This is a genomic window from Klebsiella sp. RC2 (assembly GCF_014192815.1).
Classification (GTDB): domain Bacteria; phylum Pseudomonadota; class Gammaproteobacteria; order Enterobacterales; family Enterobacteriaceae; genus Klebsiella; species Klebsiella variicola.
On the sequence record NZ_JACHYL010000006.1, the window covers coordinates 369,653 to 391,937 of the forward strand.

27 protein-coding genes are annotated in these 22,285 nt (G+C 58.9%); 19 read left to right on the top strand and 8 right to left on the bottom strand.

Annotated features, from left to right (window positions below; all coding sequences use genetic code 11):
* Positions 1 to 168: 168 nt before the first annotated feature.
* Entirely contained in the window at positions 169 to 1,083 is a 915-nt protein-coding gene (locus FHW76_RS19930; protein WP_008807595.1) for a LysR substrate-binding domain-containing protein, read from the top strand.
* A 2-nt stretch (positions 1,084 to 1,085) separates the two neighbouring features.
* Here the strand turns inward: FHW76_RS19930 and FHW76_RS19935 are convergent, their stop codons facing one another.
* The 4 genes from FHW76_RS19935 to FHW76_RS19950 all read right to left on the bottom strand — a co-directional run bounded on the left by FHW76_RS19935 (position 1,086) and on the right by FHW76_RS19950 (position 4,008).
* Positions 1,086 to 2,150: a DUF2955 domain-containing protein gene (locus tag FHW76_RS19935; protein WP_167341457.1), complete on the bottom strand. Its 1,065-nt coding sequence runs from the start codon at positions 2,148 to 2,150 to the stop codon at positions 1,086 to 1,088.
* Positions 2,140 to 3,207, bottom strand: a complete 1,068-nt coding sequence (locus FHW76_RS19940) for an HlyD family secretion protein (protein WP_008807597.1) — start codon at positions 3,205 to 3,207, stop codon at positions 2,140 to 2,142. The genes FHW76_RS19935 and FHW76_RS19940 overlap by 11 nt, the downstream gene beginning before the upstream one ends.
* Positions 3,208 to 3,213: 6 nt before the next feature.
* Complete coding sequence (locus FHW76_RS19945) at positions 3,214 to 3,678, bottom strand: MarR family winged helix-turn-helix transcriptional regulator (RefSeq protein WP_008807598.1); 465 nt, start codon at positions 3,676 to 3,678, stop codon at positions 3,214 to 3,216.
* A 165-nt stretch (positions 3,679 to 3,843) separates the two neighbouring features.
* Positions 3,844 to 4,008: a DUF1127 domain-containing protein gene (locus tag FHW76_RS19950; protein WP_008807599.1), complete on the bottom strand. Its 165-nt coding sequence runs from the start codon at positions 4,006 to 4,008 to the stop codon at positions 3,844 to 3,846.
* Between the two features lie 177 nt (positions 4,009 to 4,185).
* Between FHW76_RS19950 and FHW76_RS19955 the strand changes: the two genes are divergently transcribed.
* Complete coding sequence (locus FHW76_RS19955) at positions 4,186 to 5,598, top strand: PLP-dependent aminotransferase family protein (protein ID WP_183476910.1); 1,413 nt, start codon at positions 4,186 to 4,188, stop codon at positions 5,596 to 5,598.
* A gap of 79 nt (positions 5,599 to 5,677) precedes the next feature.
* Here FHW76_RS19955 and FHW76_RS19960 read toward each other — a convergent pair whose 3' ends face one another.
* The 4 genes from FHW76_RS19960 to FHW76_RS19975 form a co-directional block, all read right to left on the bottom strand.
* Positions 5,678 to 5,980 (bottom strand): BrnA antitoxin family protein, encoded by a 303-nt coding sequence (locus FHW76_RS19960; RefSeq protein ID WP_012542978.1) that lies wholly within the window; start codon positions 5,978 to 5,980, stop codon positions 5,678 to 5,680.
* On the bottom strand, positions 5,967 to 6,254 hold the full coding sequence (locus tag FHW76_RS19965) for a BrnT family toxin (protein ID WP_012542979.1): 288 nt from the start codon (positions 6,252 to 6,254) through the stop codon (positions 5,967 to 5,969). The genes FHW76_RS19960 and FHW76_RS19965 overlap by 14 nt, the downstream gene beginning before the upstream one ends.
* A gap of 166 nt (positions 6,255 to 6,420) precedes the next feature.
* Positions 6,421 to 6,840 carry a FosA5 family fosfomycin resistance glutathione transferase gene (gene fosA, locus FHW76_RS19970; RefSeq protein ID WP_032740393.1) on the bottom strand — a complete coding sequence of 140 codons (420 nt, stop codon included), beginning with the start codon at positions 6,838 to 6,840 and terminating at the stop codon, positions 6,421 to 6,423.
* On the bottom strand, positions 6,834 to 7,742 hold the full coding sequence (locus FHW76_RS19975; RefSeq protein WP_012542980.1) for a LysR family transcriptional regulator: 909 nt from the start codon (positions 7,740 to 7,742) through the stop codon (positions 6,834 to 6,836). Before FHW76_RS19975 ends, fosA begins: the two co-directional genes overlap by 7 nt.
* 86 nt (positions 7,743 to 7,828) lie before the next feature.
* Here FHW76_RS19975 and FHW76_RS19980 point away from each other — a divergent pair, with 86 nt between their 5' ends.
* The 17 genes from FHW76_RS19980 to FHW76_RS20060 all read left to right on the top strand — a co-directional run bounded on the left by FHW76_RS19980 (position 7,829) and on the right by FHW76_RS20060 (position 22,199).
* Positions 7,829 to 8,611, top strand: a complete 783-nt coding sequence (locus FHW76_RS19980) for an NAD(P)H-dependent oxidoreductase (RefSeq protein WP_183476912.1) — start codon at positions 7,829 to 7,831, stop codon at positions 8,609 to 8,611.
* 141 nt (positions 8,612 to 8,752) lie between these two features.
* Positions 8,753 to 9,337 (top strand): TetR/AcrR family transcriptional regulator, encoded by a 585-nt coding sequence (locus FHW76_RS19985; protein ID WP_012542982.1) that lies wholly within the window; start codon positions 8,753 to 8,755, stop codon positions 9,335 to 9,337.
* A gap of 21 nt (positions 9,338 to 9,358) precedes the next feature.
* Positions 9,359 to 10,162 (top strand): winged helix-turn-helix domain-containing protein, encoded by an 804-nt coding sequence (locus FHW76_RS19990; protein ID WP_012542983.1) that lies wholly within the window; start codon positions 9,359 to 9,361, stop codon positions 10,160 to 10,162.
* On the top strand, positions 10,159 to 10,677 hold the full coding sequence (locus FHW76_RS19995; protein ID WP_004182811.1) for a FidL-like protein: 519 nt from the start codon (positions 10,159 to 10,161) through the stop codon (positions 10,675 to 10,677). The genes FHW76_RS19990 and FHW76_RS19995 overlap by 4 nt, the downstream gene beginning before the upstream one ends.
* A 446-nt stretch (positions 10,678 to 11,123) precedes the next feature.
* Positions 11,124 to 11,402, top strand: coding sequence for a BMC domain-containing protein (locus FHW76_RS20000; protein ID WP_012542984.1), 279 nt, complete (start codon positions 11,124 to 11,126; stop codon positions 11,400 to 11,402).
* A gap of 17 nt (positions 11,403 to 11,419) precedes the next feature.
* Entirely contained in the window at positions 11,420 to 11,704 is a 285-nt protein-coding gene (locus FHW76_RS20005) for a BMC domain-containing protein (RefSeq protein ID WP_002442227.1), read from the top strand.
* Between the two features lie 12 nt (positions 11,705 to 11,716).
* The gene (locus FHW76_RS20010; protein WP_004146125.1) at positions 11,717 to 11,995 is read left to right on the top strand and encodes a BMC domain-containing protein; all 279 of its coding nucleotides are present in this window, start codon (positions 11,717 to 11,719) and stop codon (positions 11,993 to 11,995) included.
* Between the two features lie 53 nt (positions 11,996 to 12,048).
* Complete coding sequence (locus FHW76_RS20015; protein ID WP_183476914.1) at positions 12,049 to 13,650, top strand: acetaldehyde dehydrogenase (acetylating); 1,602 nt, start codon at positions 12,049 to 12,051, stop codon at positions 13,648 to 13,650.
* 25 nt (positions 13,651 to 13,675) lie between these two features.
* A complete protein-coding gene (locus FHW76_RS20020; protein WP_023339529.1) occupies positions 13,676 to 13,942 on the top strand; it encodes a EutN/CcmL family microcompartment protein in 267 nt (88 codons plus the stop codon).
* Positions 13,943 to 13,950: 8 nt separating this feature from the next.
* Positions 13,951 to 15,132, top strand: coding sequence for a 1-propanol dehydrogenase PduQ (locus tag FHW76_RS20025; RefSeq protein ID WP_110196619.1), 1,182 nt, complete (start codon positions 13,951 to 13,953; stop codon positions 15,130 to 15,132).
* A 131-nt stretch (positions 15,133 to 15,263) separates the two neighbouring features.
* Positions 15,264 to 18,650 carry a choline trimethylamine-lyase gene (gene cutC / locus FHW76_RS20030; RefSeq protein ID WP_022065979.1) on the top strand — a complete coding sequence of 1,129 codons (3,387 nt, stop codon included), beginning with the start codon at positions 15,264 to 15,266 and terminating at the stop codon, positions 18,648 to 18,650.
* Between the two features lie 85 nt (positions 18,651 to 18,735).
* Positions 18,736 to 19,683: a choline TMA-lyase-activating enzyme gene (cutD, locus tag FHW76_RS20035; RefSeq protein ID WP_064166361.1), complete on the top strand. Its 948-nt coding sequence runs from the start codon at positions 18,736 to 18,738 to the stop codon at positions 19,681 to 19,683.
* A gap of 12 nt (positions 19,684 to 19,695) precedes the next feature.
* Positions 19,696 to 20,094 carry a BMC domain-containing protein gene (locus FHW76_RS20040; protein ID WP_012542988.1) on the top strand — a complete coding sequence of 133 codons (399 nt, stop codon included), beginning with the start codon at positions 19,696 to 19,698 and terminating at the stop codon, positions 20,092 to 20,094.
* Complete coding sequence (locus tag FHW76_RS20045) at positions 20,091 to 20,711, top strand: phosphate propanoyltransferase (protein ID WP_012969035.1); 621 nt, start codon at positions 20,091 to 20,093, stop codon at positions 20,709 to 20,711. Before FHW76_RS20040 ends, FHW76_RS20045 begins: the two co-directional genes overlap by 4 nt.
* A 12-nt stretch (positions 20,712 to 20,723) precedes the next feature.
* The gene (locus tag FHW76_RS20050; protein WP_114500758.1) at positions 20,724 to 21,407 is read left to right on the top strand and encodes a hypothetical protein; all 684 of its coding nucleotides are present in this window, start codon (positions 20,724 to 20,726) and stop codon (positions 21,405 to 21,407) included.
* 31 nt (positions 21,408 to 21,438) lie between these two features.
* Positions 21,439 to 21,852: a multidrug efflux SMR transporter gene (locus FHW76_RS20055; RefSeq protein ID WP_104458080.1), complete on the top strand. Its 414-nt coding sequence runs from the start codon at positions 21,439 to 21,441 to the stop codon at positions 21,850 to 21,852.
* A gap of 17 nt (positions 21,853 to 21,869) precedes the next feature.
* A complete protein-coding gene (locus tag FHW76_RS20060; protein ID WP_004204123.1) occupies positions 21,870 to 22,199 on the top strand; it encodes a multidrug efflux SMR transporter in 330 nt (109 codons plus the stop codon).
* The last annotated feature ends 86 nt before the right edge of the window (positions 22,200 to 22,285 follow it).

Consider the following 22,285-nt stretch of genomic DNA (forward strand, 5'->3'; position numbering starts at 1 on the left):
TTGGCAACCACCGGTGGTACTGGTTTATTGCCATGGCAGTTAATCCGTTCCGTGACTCCCCTTGTCTGTTATGTACCTGAATCACGATTATCTATAACTAGCCGGGATGATAAATGTCTGGTAAAGGATGTTATTGTTGACCTGAAGTCAACAAAGGAGGGAGACAGGATGTTGCACGAACGTCCCATGAGCTATCTGTACGAAGTGGGGATCCAGGGGGGCATTCGGCGGGCCGCTGATATTCTGGGGATTAATCCGTCGGTTATCAGCCGCCAGATAGCGCAGCTGGAGCGAACGCTGGAACTCCCTCTGCTGGAGCGACAGGGGCGCAATGTGGCGCTCACTGAAGCCGGACGTTTGCTGGCCGAGGATTACCACGAAAGCCGCCAGCGGCGGGAAAAGCTGGAGAGTCATCTAAAGGATTTACGCCATATGCGTGGCGGCACCATCTCTGTGAGAATTGGCGGGGGGTTGGTGACGACCTTTATCGAGTCGGTGATGAGCACGTTTTCGCAGTCGTGGCCGAACGTATTCGTTGATATTAGCGTCGGCAATATGCAGGAGATGCTCAACGATATCGCCAGCGGTGAAGCGGATATGGCGGTCGCCTTCGGCCCCATCGGCAATCCGGAGCTTAAACGCCACAGCTTCCAGTGGGGGCCCATCTGCGCGGTGGTCTCTCCGCAGCATCCCATCGCGCGACAGTCAATGGTGACCATCGATGAGCTGACGCAATATCGCCTGATCGCCCTGACAGAAAGCTTTGGCCTACAGCGCCATATGAACGCCATGTTTAAAACCGCCGGGCGGCAGTTTCATCCGGCCTATCGCTGCAACCTCTTTTCCACCGCCATGAGCCTGAGCCAGGCCGGTCTGGGGATCTCTTTCATGACCGAATTCGCCGCCCGGGAAGCAATCGCTCACGGCATACTAAAGGCGGTCCCCATCGATCATCCGATCGCCAGCAGCGCCCAATGCCACTTATTACGCAACTCGAACCGCCGCTTTCCCCCCGCCGCGCACCATATGTGGCGCTTACTCCATAACGCCTTTCGCGATGCGCAGCGGGCGATGACGGTGTGACCCTATTCGCTCACCACAAAGCGCGTCGCCGCAAAGCAGTTCAGCAGACGGTGCATGAGAAAGACCAGAGTCAGCGTCACCACCAGCGAGACCGTCACCGAGGTGATGCGGTACAGGTCGCTGAATACCAGATCCTGATAGGGATGCAGATTCTGGCCGAACATAATGCCGATGGTGGTGATGCTGGCGAAGCCCACCCCGGCGCCCACTTTCTCCATCACGTGCAGGCGGGCGCTGAAGGCCAGCCCGAGACCAATCAGCGGCATCATCAGGATCATGTGGTTGCTGAAATCATAGATGATCAGTTGCACCACCAGAATATAGAGACAGGCCAGCACCACCCCGACGACGCGCCAGATCGAGCTGATCACCGCCCCGCGATAGTGCATCGGAAACAGGATCAGGATCCCGGCCATCAGCGCCGACAGCGAGTCACTGAGATCGCAGATCTGGAACACCACAAAGATGATCGTCGCGACCGTACCGGAGAGCAGCGACTCGTGGCGAATGCGGGCGGCGTCTTTTTCAATGCGCGGCGGCGGCTTGCGCGGTTCGACGTCCGGGATCAGGTAATGCAGCAGCGCGCTCAGCGCCACCGCCAGCACGCAGGCTTCCATATTGGAGAACATCAGGGTGTGCCAGTTGCTGGTGGGATAGCTCATAAAGTTGAGCATCGTGCTCTGGCACACCACGCCCATCGACCCCAGCAGAAACAGCGGCCCCTGGCTCATAAAGCGAAAACGCATCACGTACAGGGCGAACACCACCAGGGTCATGATCACCGGCCACTGTGACAAATAGCCGACAATCAATACCATTTCGACGCAGTTCACCGCCGCGCTGAACACAAACTGGCGGGCGACATGGCGGTTGAACACCGGCACCAGCGACATCAGCATCAGCGGATACACCACAAAAAATACGCCGTACTGCACGTCGTAGAAGGTGGAGATACTGAGCGCAATCGTCCCGGCCACGGCGATACGCACCGTCTGGCGAAAATCATTCACCGTGTAGACGATATTGCCGTGCGGCGTAAAGACGTGCGCCAGGGTATTAATAGACATAGTGCAACCAGCTCACCAGGTGGATCTGCAGGCCGGCGAAGGTGCGGGCGAAAGGTCCCTCGCTATTGTACAGCTGCACCGTGGCGCGGGCGCCGGTCGGCAGCGGTTTCGCCAGCGGCTGATCCAGCGCGACGTGAATGCGCATGCGCTGTGCGTCGCGCACCCAGCGGGTGGACTGCTCCGGCTGCGACAGCTGGCCGTTCACCGCCTCCTGCCCCGCCAGAATCCCGGCATCGCTGCTGGTGACGTGCGCCGGGAAGACTTGCCCCGGCAGGGCATCAAAGACCACCGCTGCATCGGTGTTTACCGCCGTGTGGCGCAGGCTCTTTTCACGGAAGTCGGCGACGATGTCAGTGTTGTTGTTGACCAGCGCCAGCACAGCCGTCGCCGCGGTGGCGTAGATCCCCGGGTTAAGCTGCAGGTTGCTGACCATACCATCAGTTTCGGCACGCACCTGGGTCCAGGCCAGGTTCAGCTGCGCCTCCTCCAGCGCATTACGGTATTTCTGCAGAGTGACGTTGCGCTTATCGTCGCGCTCGCCGCGCTGGATCAGCAGGTTCTGGATCTGCGCGTTCAGCGCCGAGACCGACTGCTCGCTGGTCTGCCAGGTGGTCCGCACCTTATCGAGGTCGGACTGCGAGACGTTCTGCATCGTACTCAGGCGCTGGTAGCGATCGAGCGTGACCTTATCGTTACGGGCGGTGTACTGTGCGGTGCGCAGGTTGGCGCGGGCGGCGGCGATTTGTGCATCCAGTTGCTGGTTGCTCAGTTTCGCCTGCTCGAGGGCGATCTGCGCCGCTTCAACTTTATTAATGAATGGCGTTGGGTCGAGCTCATACAGCAGGTCGCCCTTTTTCACCTGGCTGTTGTTGTGCACGTAAACGTGCGAGACATAGCCGGAGACCCGCGACGAAACCGGGGTCACCACGCGCATGACGGTGGAGTCCGGCGTCAGCGGGATCCAGATATCGGCAACGATAAACCAGGCGAATATTCCCAGAAAAGCGGCAATACTCACCCGTACCCAGCGGGCAAATTTTTGTTCAGGCGTCATCATAGCGTGTTAGATCTTGTTATCTTCTTCGCGGATATTCCGCAAACGGCAGGCGATTTGATTTAATGTGGCGCTGAAGGTGGCGAGGTCGGCCTCCGGGATGGTCTGAGTCACGCGTTCCTGATAGGTCTCGATCACGCAGCTCAGTTTTTCCAGAATCGCCCGCCCCTCGGCGGTCAGCGTCAGCAGGCGAATGCGTTTGTCATATGGCGATGTAGAACGCACCAGATAGCCCTGCTTTTCCAGTAACGAGAGGGTGCGCATCAGCGGCGGCAGTTCAATCCCCTGCACCTCCGCCAGTTCGCTGACCGAGACGTTGTCTCCCAGCTGATGCAGTTGCATCAACACCGTCCAGCTGGACTGGGTGAGTCCGGTATCGGTGATAGCGGAGTCAATAATAGCGCGCCACTGGCGCACCACCATGGCCATTCTCATCCCCAACGGGCGGCGGGCAAACAGGTCGTCTTCGGTCACAGGTTTTCCTCTCATTGTTGAGAAGAAAATAATACTTATCAGGGTAAGTATCAAGAAACGGACGATCGCGCCGCATCAATTGATAAATTTCGTGAATGTATTCCCCGGCGTCGCCAGCGCTTACCGGGGCAAAGAAGGAATGATGCCTGAAAAAAACCGCACTTTTTAATTGATCTGATCCCGACGCAGGCCGATGTCTTTCAGCTGTTCGTCGCTCATTCGCTGCAAAGCTCTGCGCGTTTGCTCCTGAAGCCACCATTTTTTGATAAACCGCACCAGCAGTACGAAACCGATAAATGGCTGTCTTGCCCTGTTCTCGTGAAATTCCATCCTCTACCTCCTCACCTTGCCAGAGGCTTTATCTTCACGGATTTGGGGCCAAGGAATACAGATTCACAAAACGCTTTTCTTTAACATACAGATTAGCTAAAACGTACACCAGAGCCCAATTTTTACGCCAATCTGTACTGGTTATTCCATCTGTATGGCGGAAATTAAGGATACAGCATGACCCGCTACCAATATCTCGCTACGCTGCTGGCCGAACGCATCGAACAGGGCCTGTATCGCCACGGCGAAAAACTGCCGTCGGTGCGCAGCCTGAGCCAGGAACATGGCGTCAGCATCAGCACCGTCCAGCAGGCCTATCAGTTGCTTGAGCAGCAGCAGATGATCGTACCGCAGCCGCGATCGGGCTATTTCGTTGCCCCCCGCAAGGCCCAGCCGCCGGTGCCGCCGATGTCGCGTCCGGTACAGCGCCCGGTGGAGATCACCCAGTGGGATCAGGTGCTGACCATGCTCGACGCCCGCTACGATAAATCGATTATCCCCTTCGGCGGCGGCTCGCCGGATGTCACACAGCCAAGCCTGAAGCCTATCTGGCGCGAACTGAGCCGGGCGATCCAGCATAACCTCAGCGAAGTGCTGAACTATGACGAGCTGGCCGGGCGCCGCGAGCTGAGGGAGCAGATCGCCCGTCTGATGCTTGACGGCGGCTCGGTAGTGACGGCTGACGATCTGGTGCTCACCAGCGGCTGCCATAGCGCGCTGTCTCTGGCCTTGCTGTCGGTATGCCAGCCTGGCGATATCGTGGCGGTGGAATCTCCCTGCTACTACGGCACGATGCAGATGCTGCGCGGACTGGGATTAAAGACCATTGAGATCCCTACCGATCCGGAAACCGGGATCAGCATTGAGGCCCTGGAGCTGGCGCTGGATCAGTGGCCGATCAAAGGGGTGATCCTCGTGCCAAACTGCAATAACCCGCTGGGCTTTATCATGCCGGACGCTCGCAAGCGCGCGGTGCTGAACCTGGCCCAGCGCCACGATATCGTGATTTTCGAGGATGATATTTACGGCGAGCTGGCCACCGAGTACCCGCGCCCGCGCACCATTCACTCCTGGGATATCGACGGCCGGGTGATGCTCTGCAGCTCTTTTACCAAAACCATCGCCCCCGGCCTGCGCATCGGTTGGATAGCGCCCGGGCGCTACTACGACAAGCTGCTACAGATGAAGTACGCCGCCAGCGGCACTAACGTCCCTTCAACCCAACTGGCGGCCTGCAATTTTATTCGCGAAGGCCACTACCACCGTCACGTGCGGCGGATGCGGCAGATCTATCAGCGTAATATGGAGATCTACACCTGCTGGCTGCGGGAATTTTTCCCCTGCGGGATCTGCGTCACCCGGCCAAAAGGTGGTTTTATGCTGTGGGTGGAGCTCCCGGAGCAGGTGGATATGGTCTGCGTCGCCAAACAGCTGTGCCGGCTGAAGATCCAGGTCGCGCCGGGCTCGCTGTTTTCGGCAGCGGGCAAGTATCGCAACTGCGTCAGGATCAACTGCGCCCTGCCGCCGACCGAGAAACATAAAGCGGTGATGGTGAAGCTGGGGGAAGCGGTGAAGGTGGCGATGGAGTGAAGTTTAACCTGTTCTCCCCGGTGGCGCTGCGCTTACCGGGGCTACGGGCTCCGAAAATACGTAGCGCCGCTACCAGCAACTATTTCTTATTAAGATCGCGAATCATCGCTTCTCTTAAAATCGCATTCAGTCGAGTTTGATAGCCTTTTCCTGGACGTTTGAGCCACTCCATGACATCGGCATCAATGCGCACAGAAGCCTGTGTTTTTAGCGGTCGAAAAAATTTGCCGCGAACGGCATCTGACCATTGCGCATCGTCTGTAGCGGGGATATCGCTGTAATCGATATCCTCATCGGCTTTGCTCGCTAGCGCTTTGAGTTCGGCATCACGCTTAGCGGTAAGCGCCGCCGTATTGTCGCGTTTATGTTTAACCATGCTCATAACGATTCCTCTCTTTTCTGTCCGCCTTCCGGGCGCTGATAATACGAATAACCTCAGTTCCACTTTCAAAACGGACCGAATGCGCCACCAGGATAACAAGGATCCCATGCACAAGACCGATGGTCTGCCAGCGATATTCACCATTCTCAAACCGCTCCTGGCGGGAAAGGTGCCGCGGATCGTCAAAGACTAATACCGCTTCTTCAAACCGGACTCCATGTTTTCGTAGATTACTTAATGCCTTGTTTGCATCCCACTCAAACTCCATTGGCATACTATTCATCCTTTTGTATATACAAAAAAGTATATACGATTATCCGGTGATAATAGTGACAGCGTTGGAAAAAACCTCACATTTTGAGTGAGTAATTTGTAAAGGCATCTCCCCGGTGGCGCTGCGCTTACCGGGCTACGGGTTACCCCGCGTCCGCAAATCAGCTTCACTGGTCAAAAAACACCATTCCCTTATACGGCTGCTCACGGCAGGCGGCCAGCCGCTGGTCGAGACTGCCGACGTGCAGCTCCAGCTTGTGGCCATCGGGATCGAGGAAATAGTGCGAGGCGCCTTCGCTGCGGTTTAGCTTCCAGACCGCCACGCCGGCAACCTCCAGGCGGGCGGCGAAGCTGGCGAAATCCGCCTCGCTAATGCTAAACGCATAATGGGTGTAGTCGCTCTCTTCCGGCGGGGTGATGCGCCGCTGCGGATCCAGCGACAGGCACAGCCACAGATCGCCGCAGGAGAGATAGGCGCCACTGTCCCAGCGGGCGTGCAGCGTCATGCCCAGCAGCTGCTGATAAAACGCCACGCTCGGCGCCAGCTGGCTGACTGCCAGGGTCAGGTGATTCAGTCCACTCAGCATGTCTGTTCCTCCAGTGAATTCACGATGAACTGGCGCAGCCATTGATGCGCCGGGTCGCGGTGCCAGCGCTCGTGCCACAGCATCAGCATCTCAAAGCCGGCGACCGCCAGCGGCGGCTCGACGACTTCCAGCCCGCTCTGCCCGCGCACCAGCCGCTCCGGCAGCACCGCCACCAGATCGCTATTGCGCAGGGTCTCCAGCATAAACAGGAAATGTGGCACGGAAAGGACAACCCGCCGCGCCAGGCCAAGATTCGCCAGCGCGGTATCGGTCGCCGCGCTGAAGCCGCCCCCGTCCGGGGAGACGATCACGTGCTCCAGCTGACAGAACGTTTCCAGGCTAAGCCCAGGCCGCAGCGCCGGATGCTCCGCCCGGCCTGCCAGCACATAGCGTTCGCGAAACAGCAGGCGCTGATGTAGCCCCGGCGGCGCGCCCTCGCGGGTATGAAAGAAGAGATCTACTGTATCGCTGGCCGCCTGTTGCTCCAGCCGCGCTGGCTGTAGCTCGAACACCGCCAGCCGACTGCCGGGAGAGGCCAGCCGTAGCCTGCCCAGCATCGGCAGGAGGATCGCCGAGGCCATATAGTCCGTCGCTGCCACCCGCCAGGTCTCCGCCGCCGTCGCCGGATCAAAAGGCGCCACCGGCGCCACCGCCTGCTCCAGTGCGGCTAGCGCTGCGCGCAGCGGCTGGCGAAGTTCATCGGCGCGGGCGGTGGGCTGCATGCCGCGCGGACCCGGCATCAGCAGCGGGTCGGCGAAAATCTCCCGCAGCCTGGCGAGCTGAATGCTCACCGAGGGCTGCGACAGATTCAGCCGCTGCGCCGCCCGGGTGACATTATTTTCACTGAGCAGCACATCAAGCGTGCGCAGCAGATTAAGATCCAGACGATGTAAATTAATCACGGCTATACCTGGAATTTAAGTAATTAATTTCTACTATAACGTCAGCTTTCCTACTCTGCAGCTCTCCATACGCCAGAGGTGATGTTATGAAAGTACTGCTGATTTACGCCCATCCGGAACCGCGCTCGCTTAATGGCGCGCTGAAAAATTTTGCCGTCCGCCATCTGCAGCAGGCCGGGCATGAAGTGCAAGTCTCCGATCTCTACGCCATGCGCTGGAAGGCCGGGTATGACGCCGATGACAGCGGCGCCCCGCCGGTCGGCGAGTTCTGGCGGCCGATCCTCGATTCCAAACAGGCCTTTGCCCAGGGCACCCAAAGTGCGGATATCGCAGCCGAGCAGGAAAAGCTGCTGTGGGCCGATACGGTGATTTTCCAGTTCCCGCTGTGGTGGTTCTCAATGCCCGCCATCATGAAGGGCTGGATCGACCGGGTGTACGCCTGGGGCTTTGCCTATGGCGTCGGCGAGCACAGCGACCGCCACTGGGGCGATCGCTATGGGGAAGGCACCTTCGTCGGCAAGCGGGCGATGCTGATCGTCACCGCCGGCGGCTGGGCGGAACACTATTCACCGCGCGGGATCAATGGCCCCATCGACGACATCCTGTTCCCCATTCAGCACGGTATGCTGTTCTATCCCGGCTTTGAGGTGCTTCCGCCGCTGGTGTTCTACCGCACGGATAAAACCGATGCCGGGCAATTCGCCGACCAGTGCGCCACGCTGGCCGAGCGGCTGGACACGCTGTGGCAAACCGAGCCCATTCCATTCCGCCGGCAGAATCATGGCGATTATCTGATCCCGTCGCTGACGCTGCGCCCGGAGCTGGCGCCGGGGCAAAGCGGCCTGGCGGTGCATCTGGCAACGAAATAAACCTCAACGCGATAGCCCATCCGGGTTATCGCGTTCATTAATATGACAATTTGTGAGCCTCCACGCATTAACGGTATCCCGTCGCACGAAGCCACCTCTCATATTGATAGCGATCAAGAATAATCATACCGTCTGGTCGGTATGATTCCGGCCATGAATATGGAAGCCCAGCATCGTAAAAAAGATCCCGTCCGTCTCCACCGTCAGTTGCTTGAATCGGCAGCGATGATTGCCGGCCGGGATGGTATCGCCGCCCTGTCGCTGAACGCCGTCGCCCGCGAGGCTGGCGTGAGCAAAGGTGGCCTCCTGCATCACTTTCCCAATAAGCAGGCGCTGATTTTCGCCCTGTTCGCCCGGCTGCTGGCGATCATGGAAAAGGCGATTAGCGAACTGATGGCCGCCGATAACATCGCTTACGGGCGCTTTACCCGCGCCTATTTGCGCTATCTGTCCAACCCGGAGCTGACGGACACTCACGAAAGCCGCCAGTTGATGGTGCTGTCGCTGGCGATGCCGGACGAGCCGGTGCTGCGAAAATGCTGGCGCGACTGGATGCTGGGTCACCTGGCGCAGGGCGATGCGCTGGATAACGGCCCGACCGGCACGCTGGTACGCTACGCGGCCGACGGCATCTGGTTATCGGAACTGACCGAAGGGCGCACCATGAGCAGTGAACACCGCCAGTCGCTGGTGAACGATCTGACCAAAATGACGCTTCCCGCGTGAAGCGAATAGAGTGAGGCCGCGATGCGCTACAACATCAATGCCCGTCTCATTTATGATGCAACGGACGGCACGCTTACCCTGCCCGGCAGCGATGAACCGGATAGCCAGCTATCCATCACCGCCAGCGCGCTACTCTATTTTTTTCTCCGCCATACTGGCGTCGTCAGTCGCGATGAAGTGTTGAAAAAAGTCTGGGATGATAATGGTTTAACCTCTTCCAACAGCAACCTCAATCAATACCTGAGCATGCTGCGTAAAACCTTCCGCCACTACGATATCGATAACATTATCGTCACTGTATCGCGCGGCATGCTGCAGCTGAATCAGGATCTGAGCATTGAACTGCTCGATGCCGGGCCGGCGCTTACCGAGGGTGCTAATCCACCCCAGAGAGCTGTTGAAACCGTCCCTCCGGCGGCGACAACGCCGCCCACCGATTCGCCACATGCGCGCGGAATGTGCTGGTATCTGGCCGGCGGCTGTCTGCTGATCATCGCCCTGCTGCTGGTGGCATTCACTTTTGCCGGTACCCACGTCGCCCGACCGATCAATCTGACGCTGATGAACCACAGCCAGTGCGAACTGCTGGCCAGCGATGAAATGCTGCGTTCGGTTTCCGCCACGGCCTACGCTAAGAATTTCGATGAGGTGCGTCAGCGGCTGAAGCTCGGCTGCAAGCCGGGGGAGCGTTTCGTTTTCTTCTACGGCGACCGGCTGGAGACTAACGGCCTGGGCCGGGTATTTCTCGCCCACTGCGCGATGCACGAGGACAACCCGTTTAGCTATTGCGATAACTACTTTTACTACTCCTGGAAGCCGCAATGAAACTCGCGCCCCGCACCTTTTTCGCCCTTTCCGCTCTGACGTTTGTCGCCGCCGCCGGTTTTAGCGTCTGGCGCCTGCTGCCAGATGCCAACGATGGCGTGATGAGCTGCTCCACCAAAGCGATCATGCGTTTTGAAAACATGGAAAAAGAGAATGTGAACGGCAATATCCATTTTAACTTTGCCGCTAACGGCAACGGTTCGATGGTGGTGGAAGGCTATACCGATTCTGCCGCCGGCTGGCTCTACCTGCAGCGCTACGTCAAATTCAGCTACACCAGCCAACGCATCTCGGCAACCGAACGCCACTACCGCATCAAAAAGTGGGAATCCAGCGCCTCATCCATCGACGAATCGCCGAATGTCATCTTCGACTACTTCATGCGCGAAATGTCCGACAGCCATGACGGCCTGTTCCTCAACGCACAAAAGCTTAACGACAAAGCTATCCTGCTGAGCTCTATCAACTCGCCGCTCTACATCTGCACGCTGAAGTCCGGCAGCACGCTTAACTAACCCGTCCCCCCTGAACCGCCGCGAGGAAAATGCGCCCTCGCTCACGCTCCATTATTGCCCCCTCTTTCCACGATGCTAAAAGCGCACGTTTTGCATTTAGCTTCGACGCCAAAACATGAGCATACCCACAATTATCACGCGGCTATATTACTAACCGCTGGCAAGTAATTAACATCTTATTAACATTCATCTCCCGCCGATAAATACCCTAAAAAAGCGCCATATCATCATAAAAATCAATACGCATAAAACAGAACGAAAAGATAAATAGAAGCCTGGATAAGGCTAAATCACAGAGTAAAAACCTAAAATATTCATCTACACGGATTTAAATTTCACTTCCTTCCCCATTCCCTATAGTGAACCCCGAACGCCGCTTCCGCGTGTTGATGCCGTTACGCGGACGGTTTTCCCGAATAACAAAACCTGTTCTGGAGGAGATCACGATGGGTGATGCATTGGGGCTTATCGAAACCAAAGGTCTGGTGGCCTGTATTGAAGCAGCGGACGCGATGTGTAAAGCCGCCAACGTCGAACTGATCGGCTATGAAAACGTCGGCTCCGGCCTGGTCACCGTGATGGTGAAAGGCGACGTCGGCGCGGTAAAAGCGGCGGTGGATTCCGGTGTGGAATCCGCGCAGCGCATCGGCGAAGTGGTGACCTCGCTGGTCATCGCGCGTCCACATAACGACATCAACAAAATCGTCATTAAACACAAGGCCTGAAGGCCAGGAGAACGCAAATGGGTGATGCATTAGGTCTGATTGAAACCAAAGGTCTGGTGGCCTGCATTGAAGCGGCGGATGCGATGTGTAAAGCCGCCAACGTCGAGCTTATCGGCTATGAAAACGTCGGCTCCGGCCTCGTCACCGCGATGGTGAAAGGCGACGTCGGCGCGGTAAAAGCGGCAGTCGATTCCGGCGTGGAATCCGCACAACGCATCGGCGAAGTGGTGACCTCGCTGGTTATCGCCCGTCCGCATAACGACATCAACAAAATCGTCTCGCATTACAAAATTGCGGACTAACGGAGAAACCTGATGAAAGAAGCGCTTGGTCTTATCGAAACCAAAGGTCTGGTGGCCTGTATTGAAGCCGCGGACGCGATGTGTAAAGCCGCCAACGTCGAGCTTATCGGTTATGAAAACGTCGGTTCCGGCCTCGTCACCGCAATGGTGAAAGGCGACGTCGGCGCGGTCAACGCGGCGGTCGACTCCGGCGTGGAAGCGGCGAAACGCATCGGCGAAGTCGTCAGCTCTCGCGTCATTGCGCGTCCACATAACGACATCGAAAAAATCGCGGCGCAGCACAAAGCATGACCTGACAGGGCGCGCCCCGTCTCCACTCTTTTCGTCTGATGAAGGATAGACTCATGATTGAACTGGATAACGATTTGCAATCCCGGCAGAACGCGCGGGAACTGGTGCGCAACGCCAAAAAGGCGCAGGCGATTCTGGCCACCTTTTCGCAACAGCAAATCGACGCCATCGTGAAAAACGTGGCCCAGGAAGCAGCGCACCACGCCGAAGCGCTGGCGAAAATGGCCGCGGAAGAGACCGGTTTTGGCAACTGGCAGGACAAAGTGCTGAAAAACCGCTTCGCCTCGCTGCGCGTCTACGACGCCATCAAAGATATGAAGACCGTTGGCATCATTCATGACGACCCGGTAAAAAAAGTGATGGACGTGGGCGTGCCGCTGGGCGTCATTTGCGCGCTGGTCCCCTCAACGAACCCAACCTCCACGGTTATCTACAAAGCGCTGATCGCCCTCAAGGCCGGCAACGCCATTATCTTCTCCCCGCATCCGGGCGCGCGTCAGTGCAGCTGGAAGGCGATTGAAATCGTCAAACGCGCGGCGGAAGCGGCCGGTGCGCCGGAGGGCTGCGTCGACGGCATCACCCAGTTGACGTTCGAAGCCACCTCTGAGCTGATGCACAGCAAAGACGTGTCGCTGATCCTCGCCACCGGCGGCGAAGGCATGGTGCGTGCGGCCTATGCGTCCGGCACCCCAACCATCAGCGGCGGCCCGGGCAACGGCCCGGCGTTTATCGAACGCAGCGCCGATATCCACCACGCGGTGAAAGATATCATCACCAGCAAAACCTTCGATAATGGGGTGATCTGCGCCTCCGAGCAGTCGATCATCGTCGAAGGCTGCATTTACGACGAGGTTCACCGCGAGCTGGAAGCGCAGGGTGCCTACTTTATGAATGAAGATGAAGCGGCGAAAATGGCGGCGCTGATGCTGCGCCCGAACGGCACCATCAACCCGAAAGTGGTCGGCAAAACCGCGCTGTACCTCAGCCAGATGGCGGGCTTCTGTGTCCCGGCCAGCACTAAAGTACTGATCGCCGAACAGACCACCGTATCGCCGAAAAACCCCTACTCGCGCGAAAAACTGTGCCCGGTGCTCGGCCTGTACGTGGCAGAAGACTGGAAAGCCGCCTGCCACCGCGTGGTGGAGCTGCTGACCAACGAAGGACTCGGCCATACGCTGGTGATCCACACCCGTAATCAGGACGTCATCCGCCAGTTCAGCCTCGAAAAACCGGTCAATCGCATTCTGATTAATACTCCGGCGGCGCTCGGCGGTATCGGCGCGACTACCAACATCTCCCCGGCGCTGACCCTCGGCTGCGGCGCGGTCGGCGGCGGTTCCAGCTCCGACAACGTCGGCCCGATGAACCTGCTCAATATCCGCAAAGTCGGCTACGGCGTGCGGTCGATCGACGAGCTTCGCGCCCCGGGCAGCCGCCCTGAACCACAGCCGACCATCGTCTCTCCGGCGAGCGATCCGCAGCGCAGCATTCTTGATGACCTGCGTTTCAACGCCCCGGCTAACGCCGCGCCAGCGCGATCCGCAGGCAGCGATGACCGTTTCGCCAGCGCAGGCGCCGCCAGCATGGAAGGCGAAATCAACGAGCAAAACGTGGAACGCGTTATCCGCCAGGTGCTGGAGCGCCTTGCTAAGTAACGCACTGATATAAGGCGATAAAACGATGATTCTCGCAAAGGTAACCGGCCATGTCGTCGCCACGCAGAAATGCGATGAGCTGCGCGGCAGCAACCTGCTGTTGGTCACCCGACTGGATGACAATCAGCAGCCGATGAAGGACCAGACCTGGGTCGCCGTCGATAACGTCGGCGCCGGCATGCACGACATCGTGCTGGCGGAAGAGTACTTCGCGCTCAATAAAGAGCGCTACAAAGCGATGTCGGTGGTCGCCATTGTCGAGAAGGTGTTTCGGGACACCGAACAGGAGTGAATAGCCCAATGAGTGAATTTTTACTGAAACCGCGGATTTGCTTCGGTCAGGACGCCCTCTCGGTGCTGAACGAACTCTCCGCCCGCAGCGTGCTGCTGGTGACCGATCAAGCGATGGTGAAGTTTGGCCTCGCCGAGCGCGTCACCGCCCTGCTGCGCCAGCGCGGGATCGCCTGGCAGGTGTGGGACGACGTGGTGGCCGATCCGGATATCGCCACCGTGGTGCGCGGCATGAAGCTGATGGATAACCACTATCCGGATCTGGTTATCGCGCTCGGCGGCGGTTCGGTAATCGATGCCGCCAAAGCGGTTATTTTCTCCCTGGCGCAAACCCGTCCGCAGGCTAACCGGCCGCGTCCATGCTTTGTCGCCATCCCCACCACCAGCGGTACCGGTTCGGAAGTCACCGCCTTTTCGGTGGTGAAAGCCAACGCGGAGAAGCTGGTGCTGGTGGATGCGTCGCTGCTGCCGGATATCGCCATTCTTGACCCGGCGCTGGTGACTTCGGTACCGCCGGCAATTACCGCCGACACCGGCATGGACGTGCTGTGTCACGCCCTTGAGGCCTACGTCTCCCGCGCCGCCAGCGACTTTTCCGACGCGCTGGCGGAGAAAGTGGTGCAGCAGGTATTTCGCTATCTGCCGACCTGCTGGCGCAGCGGCGACAACCTGCTGGCGCGCGAAAAGATGCACAACGCCTCCTGCATGGCGGGCATGGCCTTCACCAACGCCTCGCTGGGGATAACCCACAGCCTGGCACACGCTCTCGGCGGCGTCTTCCGCGTGCCCCATGGCCGCGCCAACGCCCTGCTGATGGCGCACGTCGTCGCCTGGAACGCCGATGTCGACGGCCAGTGCGACACCCTCGCGGCGCATAAATATGCCCGTCTGGCGCATCTGCTGGATCTGCCTGCCGCCTCGCCACGCCAGGGCGTCGCCAGCCTGCTGGTCGCCATTCAGGCGTTAAAAGAAGAGATGAGCATGCCCTCCGGCATTAGCGACACCGGCATTGACGCGCCTGAATTCGAGCGCCGCCTGCCGGAGATGGTCGGCCAGGCGCTGCGCGACAGCTGTACCCCGACCAACCCACGCGCGCCGGACGCTATCGCGTTAACCGAACTTTATCGCCAGGCGTGGTCCGGTTGCCCGGAATCGCCCGGCGGCGCTCCGCTTGCGCGGGCCTACGGGTAACAGATAACCGGGTGATCGCTGGGTTATTTGCAGGCCGGGTAAGGCGTCAGCCGCCACCCGGCAGAAACGGACACTGTATCCACAACCGGGTTGTCATCAGCCGCGGAAAAAGAACATCTGGAGAATACTTCATGGCACACTACAACTTAACGCCGCGCGTCAAAGTGCTGGCAGACCGTTTACTCGCCCAGAAAAGCACGCTGTGCACCGAACATGCCACCACGCTGAACGCTCTTGATGGCGACATCGCGGGCGTTCCCGCCGCCGTTAAACCGGCGCGCCGCTTCTATGAACTGATGCGCCAGCTGCCGCTGACCATCAGCGCCGACGAGCTGATCGTCGGTAACCAGACCCGTAAACCGCACGGGGCGATTTTCCATGATGAAAGCGCCGCGCATCGCCCATCCGCGTTCCAGTTCCTCAACCTCAACAGCGATCTGGATTCACCGGACTACAAACTGGTGGTCGAAAAAGGCGTGCTGGCGATTAAACACCAGTTAGAAGAGAAAACTCGCGCCCTCGGTAGCGCCGTTAGCCGCAGCGGTATGGATGAAGTCAATGGCTGCCGCGCCGCCATCTACGCCTGCGACGCCCTGCTGGCGCTGGCGCAAAATCTGGCCAACAGCGCCGAACAGCTGGCGGCCGCGGAAACCAATGCTTATCGCAAAGCCGAGCTGCTCGACAGCGCGGCCATTCTGCACCACGTTCCGGCCCATCCGGCGCGTAATTTCAAAGAAGCCTGCCAGGCATTCTATCTGTTCCAGCTGGCGCTACAGCTGGACAACGGCAGCTATGCGGTTAACCCGCAAGGGGCGGATATCGCGCTACTGCCTTACTTCCAACGCGATATCAACAGCGGCGCGCTGAATACCCAGCAGGCCTATGAAATCGTGGAGTGCCTGTGGTTCAAGCTGGCGGAACTAAGCGAAGTCCGCGCCGCCTGCGCCATTGACGGCTATCCGATGCTCGACGCCATGCTGCGCGGCGCCGCTTTTGACCATGCCGAAGTAAACGAACTCTCGGCGATGTTTATCAGCGCCCAGCGCAACCTCAGCGCGCTGAATCTGCCGGTACGTCTGTTTAGCGGCGTACAGCCGGTCAGCCACGCGCCGTTCGCCGCCTGCGCCGACACGCCGGTGATGGAAGGCTTAACCCCGCGCATGCAGCGCCTGCGTAACCACTACCTGACGGTACGCCCGAGCGTCTCTATCTATCGCGCGCTGGCCTTTACCGAAGTGGTCAAAGCCAACCCGGGCATGCCGACCATTCTGCTGCGGGCGAAAGCTTTCCGCCACGCCTGCGAAACCGCGCCGATTCTGATTCAGGACGATGAGCTGATCGTCGGGCATCCGTGTGGCAAGCCGCGCGCGGGTGCCTTCTCGCCGGATATCGCCTGGCGCTGGGTGCGCGACGAGCTCGACACCATGAGCACCCGCCCGCAGGATCCGTTTGAGATCAGCGAAGCGGATAAAAAAACCATTCGCGAAGAGATCGTCCCGTTCTGGGAAGGCCGTTCGCTGGACGAGATTTGCGAAGCGCAATACCGTGAAGCCGGCGTCTGGGCCTTCAGCGGCGAGACCTTCGTCAGCGACCTCTCCTATCACCAGATTAACGGCGGCGGCGATACCTGTCCGGGCTACGACGTGCTGCTGTTCACCAAAGGGATGAACGGCATTAAAGCCGATGCCGAAGCGCATCTGGCCAGCCTGAGCATGGAAAACCCGGAAGATATCGACCGTATCTACTACTACAAAGCGGCGATTGAAACCTGTGAAGGGGTGGTCAACTACGCCCGCCGCATCGCCGCCCACGCCCGCGAACTGGCGGCTAAAGAGCAAAACGCCCAGCGCCGCGCCGAGTTGCTGACCATCGCCGACGTCAACGAAAACGTGCCGGCCAATCCGCCGAAGACCCTGCAGGAAGCGCTGCAGAGTATCTGGACCGTCGAATCACTGTTTGAAATCGAAGAGAACCAGACCGGGCTGTCGCTGGGGCGCGTCGACCAGTACTGCTACCCTATGTTCGAAGCCGATATCCGCGAAGGCCGCCTGACCCACGACAGCGCGCTGGAACTGCTGCAAGCGTTCATCATCAAATGTGCCGAACTGATGTGGATGTCGAGCGAGCTGGGCGCGAAATATTTCGCGGGTTATCAGCCGTTTATCAACCTCACCGTTGGCGGCCAGAAACGTAGCGGGGGCGATGCCTGTAACGATCTGACCTATCTGATTATGGACGCCGTGCGCTTTGTGAAGGTTTACCAGCCGTCGCTGGCCTGCCGTATTCACAACCAGTCGCCGCAGAAATACATGGAAAAAATCGTCGACGTGGTGAAAGCGGGAATGGGCTTCCCGGCCTGCCACTTCGATGACTCCCACATCAAGATGATGCTGCGCAAAGGCTTCGATTTTGAAGACGCCCGCGATTACTGCCTGATGGGCTGCGTTGAGCCGCAGAAATCCGGGCGCATCTACCAGTGGACCTCCACCGGCTACACCCAGTGGCCTATCGCTATCGAATTCGTGCTCAACCGCGGGCGGATGGTGCTGTTCGATAGCTATCAGGGGCTGGATACCGGCGACCTGCGCGACCTGCGCACCTTCGACGAATTCGATGCGGCGGTGAAACAGCAGATCGCCCATATCGTGCGCCTGTCGGCCATCGGCACCGTCATCAGCCAGCGCGTCCACCGCGATGTGGCGCCGAAGCCGCTGATGTCGCTGCTGGTGGAAGGCTGTATGGAGAGCGGCAAAGATGTCGCCGCCGGCGGCGCGATGGTCAACCACGGTCCGGGGCTGATTTTCTCCGGTCTGGCGACCTACGTCGACTCGATGGCGGCGATCCGCAAGCTGGTGTTCGAAGAGAAGAAATACACCCTTGAGCAGATCCGCGATGCGCTGCTGGCCAACTTTGAAGGTTACGAAGCGCTGCGCCGCGACTGCCTGAACGCGCCGAAATACGGTAACGACGATAACTACGTCGACCAGTACGCGCTGGATATTACCGAATGGACCGAGAAAGAGTGCCGTAAGTACAAAATGCTCTACTCGACCCTCAGCCACGGCACCCTGTCTATCTCCAACAACACGCCAATCGGCGAGCTGACCAACGCCACGCCGAACGGCCGCCTGGCGTGGATGCCGCTCTCCGACGGCATCAGCCCAACCCAGGGCGCGGATAAACAAGGCCCGACGGCGATTATCAAGTCGGTCAGCAAGATGAATGTGGAAACCATGAACATCGGCATGGTGCACAACTTCAAGTTCCTCAAAGGACTGCTGGATACCCCGGAAGGTCGCCACGGCTTGATTACCCTGCTGCGTACCGCCTCGATTCTCGGCAATGGCCAGATGCAGTTCAGCTATGTCGATAACGAAGTGCTGAAGAAGGCGCAGCAGGAGCCGGAGAAATACCGCGACCTGATCGTCCGCGTCGCCGGCTACAGCGCTTACTTCGTCGAGCTGTGCAAAGAGGTCCAGGACGAGATCATCAGCCGTACGGTGATTGAGAAGTTCTAGTTCTCTTAAAGAGAATTAAATGAGCTGTATTTGAGAAATAACCGGAAGTTCTCCGTCCCGTAACGGGACGGAGCGGGAGGCAAGCGTGATCGCAAAACAAGAATTAACGGGCCGAATTTTCAATATCCAGAAATATTCGATCTATGACGGCGATGGCATTCGCACGCTGGTGTTTTTTAAGGGCTGCAACATTCGCTGCCCGTGGTGCGCCAACCCGGAAGGGCTGAACAGCCAGTTCCAGGTGATGTTCTCGCACGACAAATGCATTAACTGCGGCGACTGCGTCAGCGTCTGTCCGGCGGGTATTCATTATCGGGCGGAAGAGAACGGCGAAATGAAGCACTTCGTCGACCGCAATAAAGACTGTATCGGCTGTCGCAAATGCGAAGAGATTTGCACCCAGAACGCGCTGGACATTATGGGCAAGGACGTCACCGTCAGCGAGCTGATGGAGATCATCATGCAGGACTACGACTTCTACATCTCCTCCGGCGGCGGCGTGACCATCGGCGGCGGCGAGATGAGCCTGCAGACCGATTTTGCCGTCGCTTTATTCAGCGAATGCAAAAAGATGATGATTAACACCGCCGTCGAAACCCAGGGCACCACCCCGCTTGCCAACTACCAGAAGCTGGCGCCGGTCACCGACACCTTCTTGTTCGACATAAAGCAGATTAACAGCGAACACCACAAAGCGATGCTCGGCATCGGCAACGAAGGGATCCGCCGCAATCTCGAATGGCTGGTGGATTCCGGCGCCAACGTCATTGTGCGTATGCCGCTCATTCGCGGCTACAACGACTCATTCGACGCCATTACCGGCGCCATTGATTACGTACAGAAGCTGGCGAAGCGTGGAAATATCCGCCGCATCGACATGCTGCCGTACCACCAGTTGGGACGCAAAAAGTACGAACGCCTGGATATGCCCTACCCGATTACCCAGGACCCGTCTTATTCACCGGACGAACTGGACCGGCTGGAAACCTTCTTCCGGCAATTTGATTTTGATATTCGCTTAGTCCGCCATTAACAGGAGCCGACCATGAAAAGTTTAGGCGTAATTGAAACGCGAGGATGGGTCGCCGCCATTCAGGCCGTCGACGCCGCCTGTAAAGCTGCGGGAGTGACCTGCATTGGCTATCGCAAACCAGGCTCCGGGCTGGTGAGCGTCTGCTTTGAAGGGGAGATCAGCGCCATCCACACCGCCATTGAACGCGGCGTGGCGGTGGCCGGCGCCGAGCACACCGTGAAGTCGCTGGTGATTGCCCGCCCGGAGCGCTGTGTGGTTGAAGCGTTAAGCAACCTCAAAGGCAACCCGCCGCCTGCGAAAAAAGCGGCCGAACCGGTGGTTATCGCCGCCCCGGAACCCATCGTCCCCCCTGCCGCCCCGAACGAAACGGAAGATAAACATCCAGCGCTGAAGAAAGGGAAGAAGTCATGATCGACACCCTGGTTCGCGAAAAAATCGCCGCCCGCCTGAGCGCAACGGCGCCGGCGATCCCGGTGGGGATCTCCAACCGCCACGTCCATCTCGCGCAACAGGACGTCGAGGCGCTATTCGGTAAAGGCTACAGCCTGACGCCGTTCAAACCGCTGCGCCAGCCGGGGCAGTTCGCCGCCCAGGAGTGCGTGACCGTTGTCGGGCCGAAAGGCTCGCTGACCAACGTCCGCGTCCTCGGGCCGACCCGCCCGGTATCGCAGCTGGAAGTATCGCGCGCCGACTGTTTCACGCTCGGGATTAAGGCGCCGGTTCGTGAGTCCGGCCAGCTGGATAATGCCGGTAGCGCGCTGCTGATTGGGCCCGCAGGCCACGTTGAACTCCATTCGCAGGTGATCTGCGCCTGGCGGCATATTCATATGTCGCCGCAGGACGCACGCCGACTCAACGTCAGCAATGGCCAGAAGGTCAGCGTGCGCAGCAACGGCGAGCGCCAGCTGACTTTCGATGAAGTGGTGGTGCGGGTGCGCGATGACTTCGCGCTGGAGTTTCACATTGACACCGAAGAAGCCAATGCCGCCGGGTTGAAAAACGGCGCGCAGGTGACGCTCATCGGCTAACGGAGGCTCGCCATGACCGACGAACAGATTGAAGGTTTAGTCGCGCGAATTTTACAGCGCCTGCGCCCGCCGGTACTGGTGATGGTGACCGCCGCTGACGGCTACCGCACGGCAATCCGCCAGCGCCTGGCAAGCTGCGGCTACCCGCTGCGCCTCGCGCTGGAGGAGGGTCTCGCCGACGCCGCCGCGTGGCAGGAGGTGGGCGAGATTATCCCGTCATCGGCCTGGCAGGATGCCCTGCCGTCAGCGCCGTGGCGGGCGGTACTGCTACCGTTTCTCGATTATACGCTGGCCTCGGATCTGCTGAACGGCACGCTGCGCAGTCCGCTCGCCCGCTGCGCGCACGAGGCGCTGCTGGCGGGGATCCCCGTGCTGGCGCTGCGCTACCACTGCGATCCGCTCAGCGAACTCAACCAGTTGCGCGGGGCGCAGGCCGACAGCGCCTACGCCGGACATCTGCAGGCCACGCTGACTCGCCTGGAAGCCTGCGGCGTCTTCCTCGGCACCATGAATGAGCTGCTGACGACGCTGGACGCGCCCACCGCGCCTGCCGAGCCTGCCGAGCCTGCCGCCAGCAGCGAACCGCGCCGTTATCTCACCGTCACAGACATAGTGAATAATCCGGCGCTGGCGGCGGCCCCGCACGCGCAACTGACCGATGCGGCCATTGATTATTTAAAAAACAGAAAGATATGACCTTACCCAACTATGAACCTGGAGCTTAACGATGTCTTCGAAAACAAAATGCTGGTTATGGATGCTGCTGGTTATCCTCTCCGAAACCTCGGCAACCTCGACGTTAAAAATGTTCGGTAGTAGCGAAGGTAGCACCAAAATGCTGCTGCTCGGGCTACTGATTGCGCTCTACTGCACCTGTTATTACTCGCTCTCAAGGGCGGTGAAAGATATCCCGGTCGGCCTGGCATACGCCACCTGGTCCGGCACCGGCATCCTGGTGGTCTCGACGCTGGGAATGGCATTCTACGGCCAGCACCCGGATACCGCCGCCATCATCGGCATGGCGGTGATCGCCAGCGGCATCATTATCATGAACCTGTTCTCGAAAATGGGTTCCGAAGCGAGCGAAGAGGACGCGCCCGCCGCGCCAGTCGCCTCCATGGATAAGAACATCGCTAACTAACAGGAAAGGAATACCCTATGTTTAATCTCGGATTTTTATGGCTGGCGCTGTCTATCGGCTCCGAAATCACCGGCACCTCGATGATCAAAAAAACCAACGGCTTCAGCAAACTGGCGCCTTCGGTGCTGGTGGTCTGCGCCTACGGCCTGTGTTACTTCGCCCTCACCCGCGCGATGAGCACCATTCCGGTGGGCGTAGCCTACTCGCTGTGGTGCGGCTTCGGTATCGTCGGCGTGACGATTTGCTCCATGATCCTCTATAAGCAGAAACCGGACCTGGCGGCCATTATCGCCATGGCGCTGATTATCTCCGGCGGCGTGATCATGAACGTCTTCTCGACCATGTAATACGAGGCGGGTTTACCCCGCCGTGATTTCGTGGCAGGATAAAAAGATGAACAGAAACGTTATCGTTACCTATCCCCGTCGTTGGT

What these genes read in the sequence shown, in the direction of transcription:
- FHW76_RS19930 (WP_008807595.1), top strand. Translation starts at nt 169, where the DNA reads ATGTTGCACGAACGTCCCATGAGCTATCTGTACGAAGTGGGGATCCAG.
- FHW76_RS19935 (WP_167341457.1), bottom strand. Translation starts at nt 2,150, where the DNA reads ATGTCTATTAATACCCTGGCGCACGTCTTTACGCCGCACGGCAATATC.
- FHW76_RS19940 (WP_008807597.1), bottom strand. Translation starts at nt 3,207, where the DNA reads ATGATGACGCCTGAACAAAAATTTGCCCGCTGGGTACGGGTGAGTATT.
- FHW76_RS19950 (WP_008807599.1), bottom strand. Translation starts at nt 4,008, where the DNA reads ATGGAATTTCACGAGAACAGGGCAAGACAGCCATTTATCGGTTTCGTA.
- FHW76_RS19955 (WP_183476910.1), top strand. Translation starts at nt 4,186, where the DNA reads ATGACCCGCTACCAATATCTCGCTACGCTGCTGGCCGAACGCATCGAA.
- FHW76_RS19960 (WP_012542978.1), bottom strand. Translation starts at nt 5,980, where the DNA reads ATGAGCATGGTTAAACATAAACGCGACAATACGGCGGCGCTTACCGCT.
- FHW76_RS19965 (WP_012542979.1), bottom strand. Translation starts at nt 6,254, where the DNA reads ATGCCAATGGAGTTTGAGTGGGATGCAAACAAGGCATTAAGTAATCTA.
- fosA (WP_032740393.1), bottom strand. Translation starts at nt 6,840, where the DNA reads ATGCTGAGTGGACTGAATCACCTGACCCTGGCAGTCAGCCAGCTGGCG.
- FHW76_RS19980 (WP_183476912.1), top strand. Translation starts at nt 7,829, where the DNA reads ATGAAAGTACTGCTGATTTACGCCCATCCGGAACCGCGCTCGCTTAAT.
- FHW76_RS19985 (WP_012542982.1), top strand. Translation starts at nt 8,753, where the DNA reads ATGATTCCGGCCATGAATATGGAAGCCCAGCATCGTAAAAAAGATCCC.
- FHW76_RS19990 (WP_012542983.1), top strand. Translation starts at nt 9,359, where the DNA reads ATGCGCTACAACATCAATGCCCGTCTCATTTATGATGCAACGGACGGC.
- FHW76_RS19995 (WP_004182811.1), top strand. Translation starts at nt 10,159, where the DNA reads ATGAAACTCGCGCCCCGCACCTTTTTCGCCCTTTCCGCTCTGACGTTT.
- FHW76_RS20000 (WP_012542984.1), top strand. Translation starts at nt 11,124, where the DNA reads ATGGGTGATGCATTGGGGCTTATCGAAACCAAAGGTCTGGTGGCCTGT.
- FHW76_RS20005 (WP_002442227.1), top strand. Translation starts at nt 11,420, where the DNA reads ATGGGTGATGCATTAGGTCTGATTGAAACCAAAGGTCTGGTGGCCTGC.
- FHW76_RS20010 (WP_004146125.1), top strand. Translation starts at nt 11,717, where the DNA reads ATGAAAGAAGCGCTTGGTCTTATCGAAACCAAAGGTCTGGTGGCCTGT.
- FHW76_RS20015 (WP_183476914.1), top strand. Translation starts at nt 12,049, where the DNA reads ATGATTGAACTGGATAACGATTTGCAATCCCGGCAGAACGCGCGGGAA.
- FHW76_RS20020 (WP_023339529.1), top strand. Translation starts at nt 13,676, where the DNA reads ATGATTCTCGCAAAGGTAACCGGCCATGTCGTCGCCACGCAGAAATGC.
- FHW76_RS20025 (WP_110196619.1), top strand. Translation starts at nt 13,951, where the DNA reads ATGAGTGAATTTTTACTGAAACCGCGGATTTGCTTCGGTCAGGACGCC.
- cutC (WP_022065979.1), top strand. Translation starts at nt 15,264, where the DNA reads ATGGCACACTACAACTTAACGCCGCGCGTCAAAGTGCTGGCAGACCGT.
- FHW76_RS20040 (WP_012542988.1), top strand. Translation starts at nt 19,696, where the DNA reads ATGAAAAGTTTAGGCGTAATTGAAACGCGAGGATGGGTCGCCGCCATT.
- FHW76_RS20045 (WP_012969035.1), top strand. Translation starts at nt 20,091, where the DNA reads ATGATCGACACCCTGGTTCGCGAAAAAATCGCCGCCCGCCTGAGCGCA.
- FHW76_RS20050 (WP_114500758.1), top strand. Translation starts at nt 20,724, where the DNA reads ATGACCGACGAACAGATTGAAGGTTTAGTCGCGCGAATTTTACAGCGC.
- FHW76_RS20055 (WP_104458080.1), top strand. Translation starts at nt 21,439, where the DNA reads ATGTCTTCGAAAACAAAATGCTGGTTATGGATGCTGCTGGTTATCCTC.
- FHW76_RS20060 (WP_004204123.1), top strand. Translation starts at nt 21,870, where the DNA reads ATGTTTAATCTCGGATTTTTATGGCTGGCGCTGTCTATCGGCTCCGAA.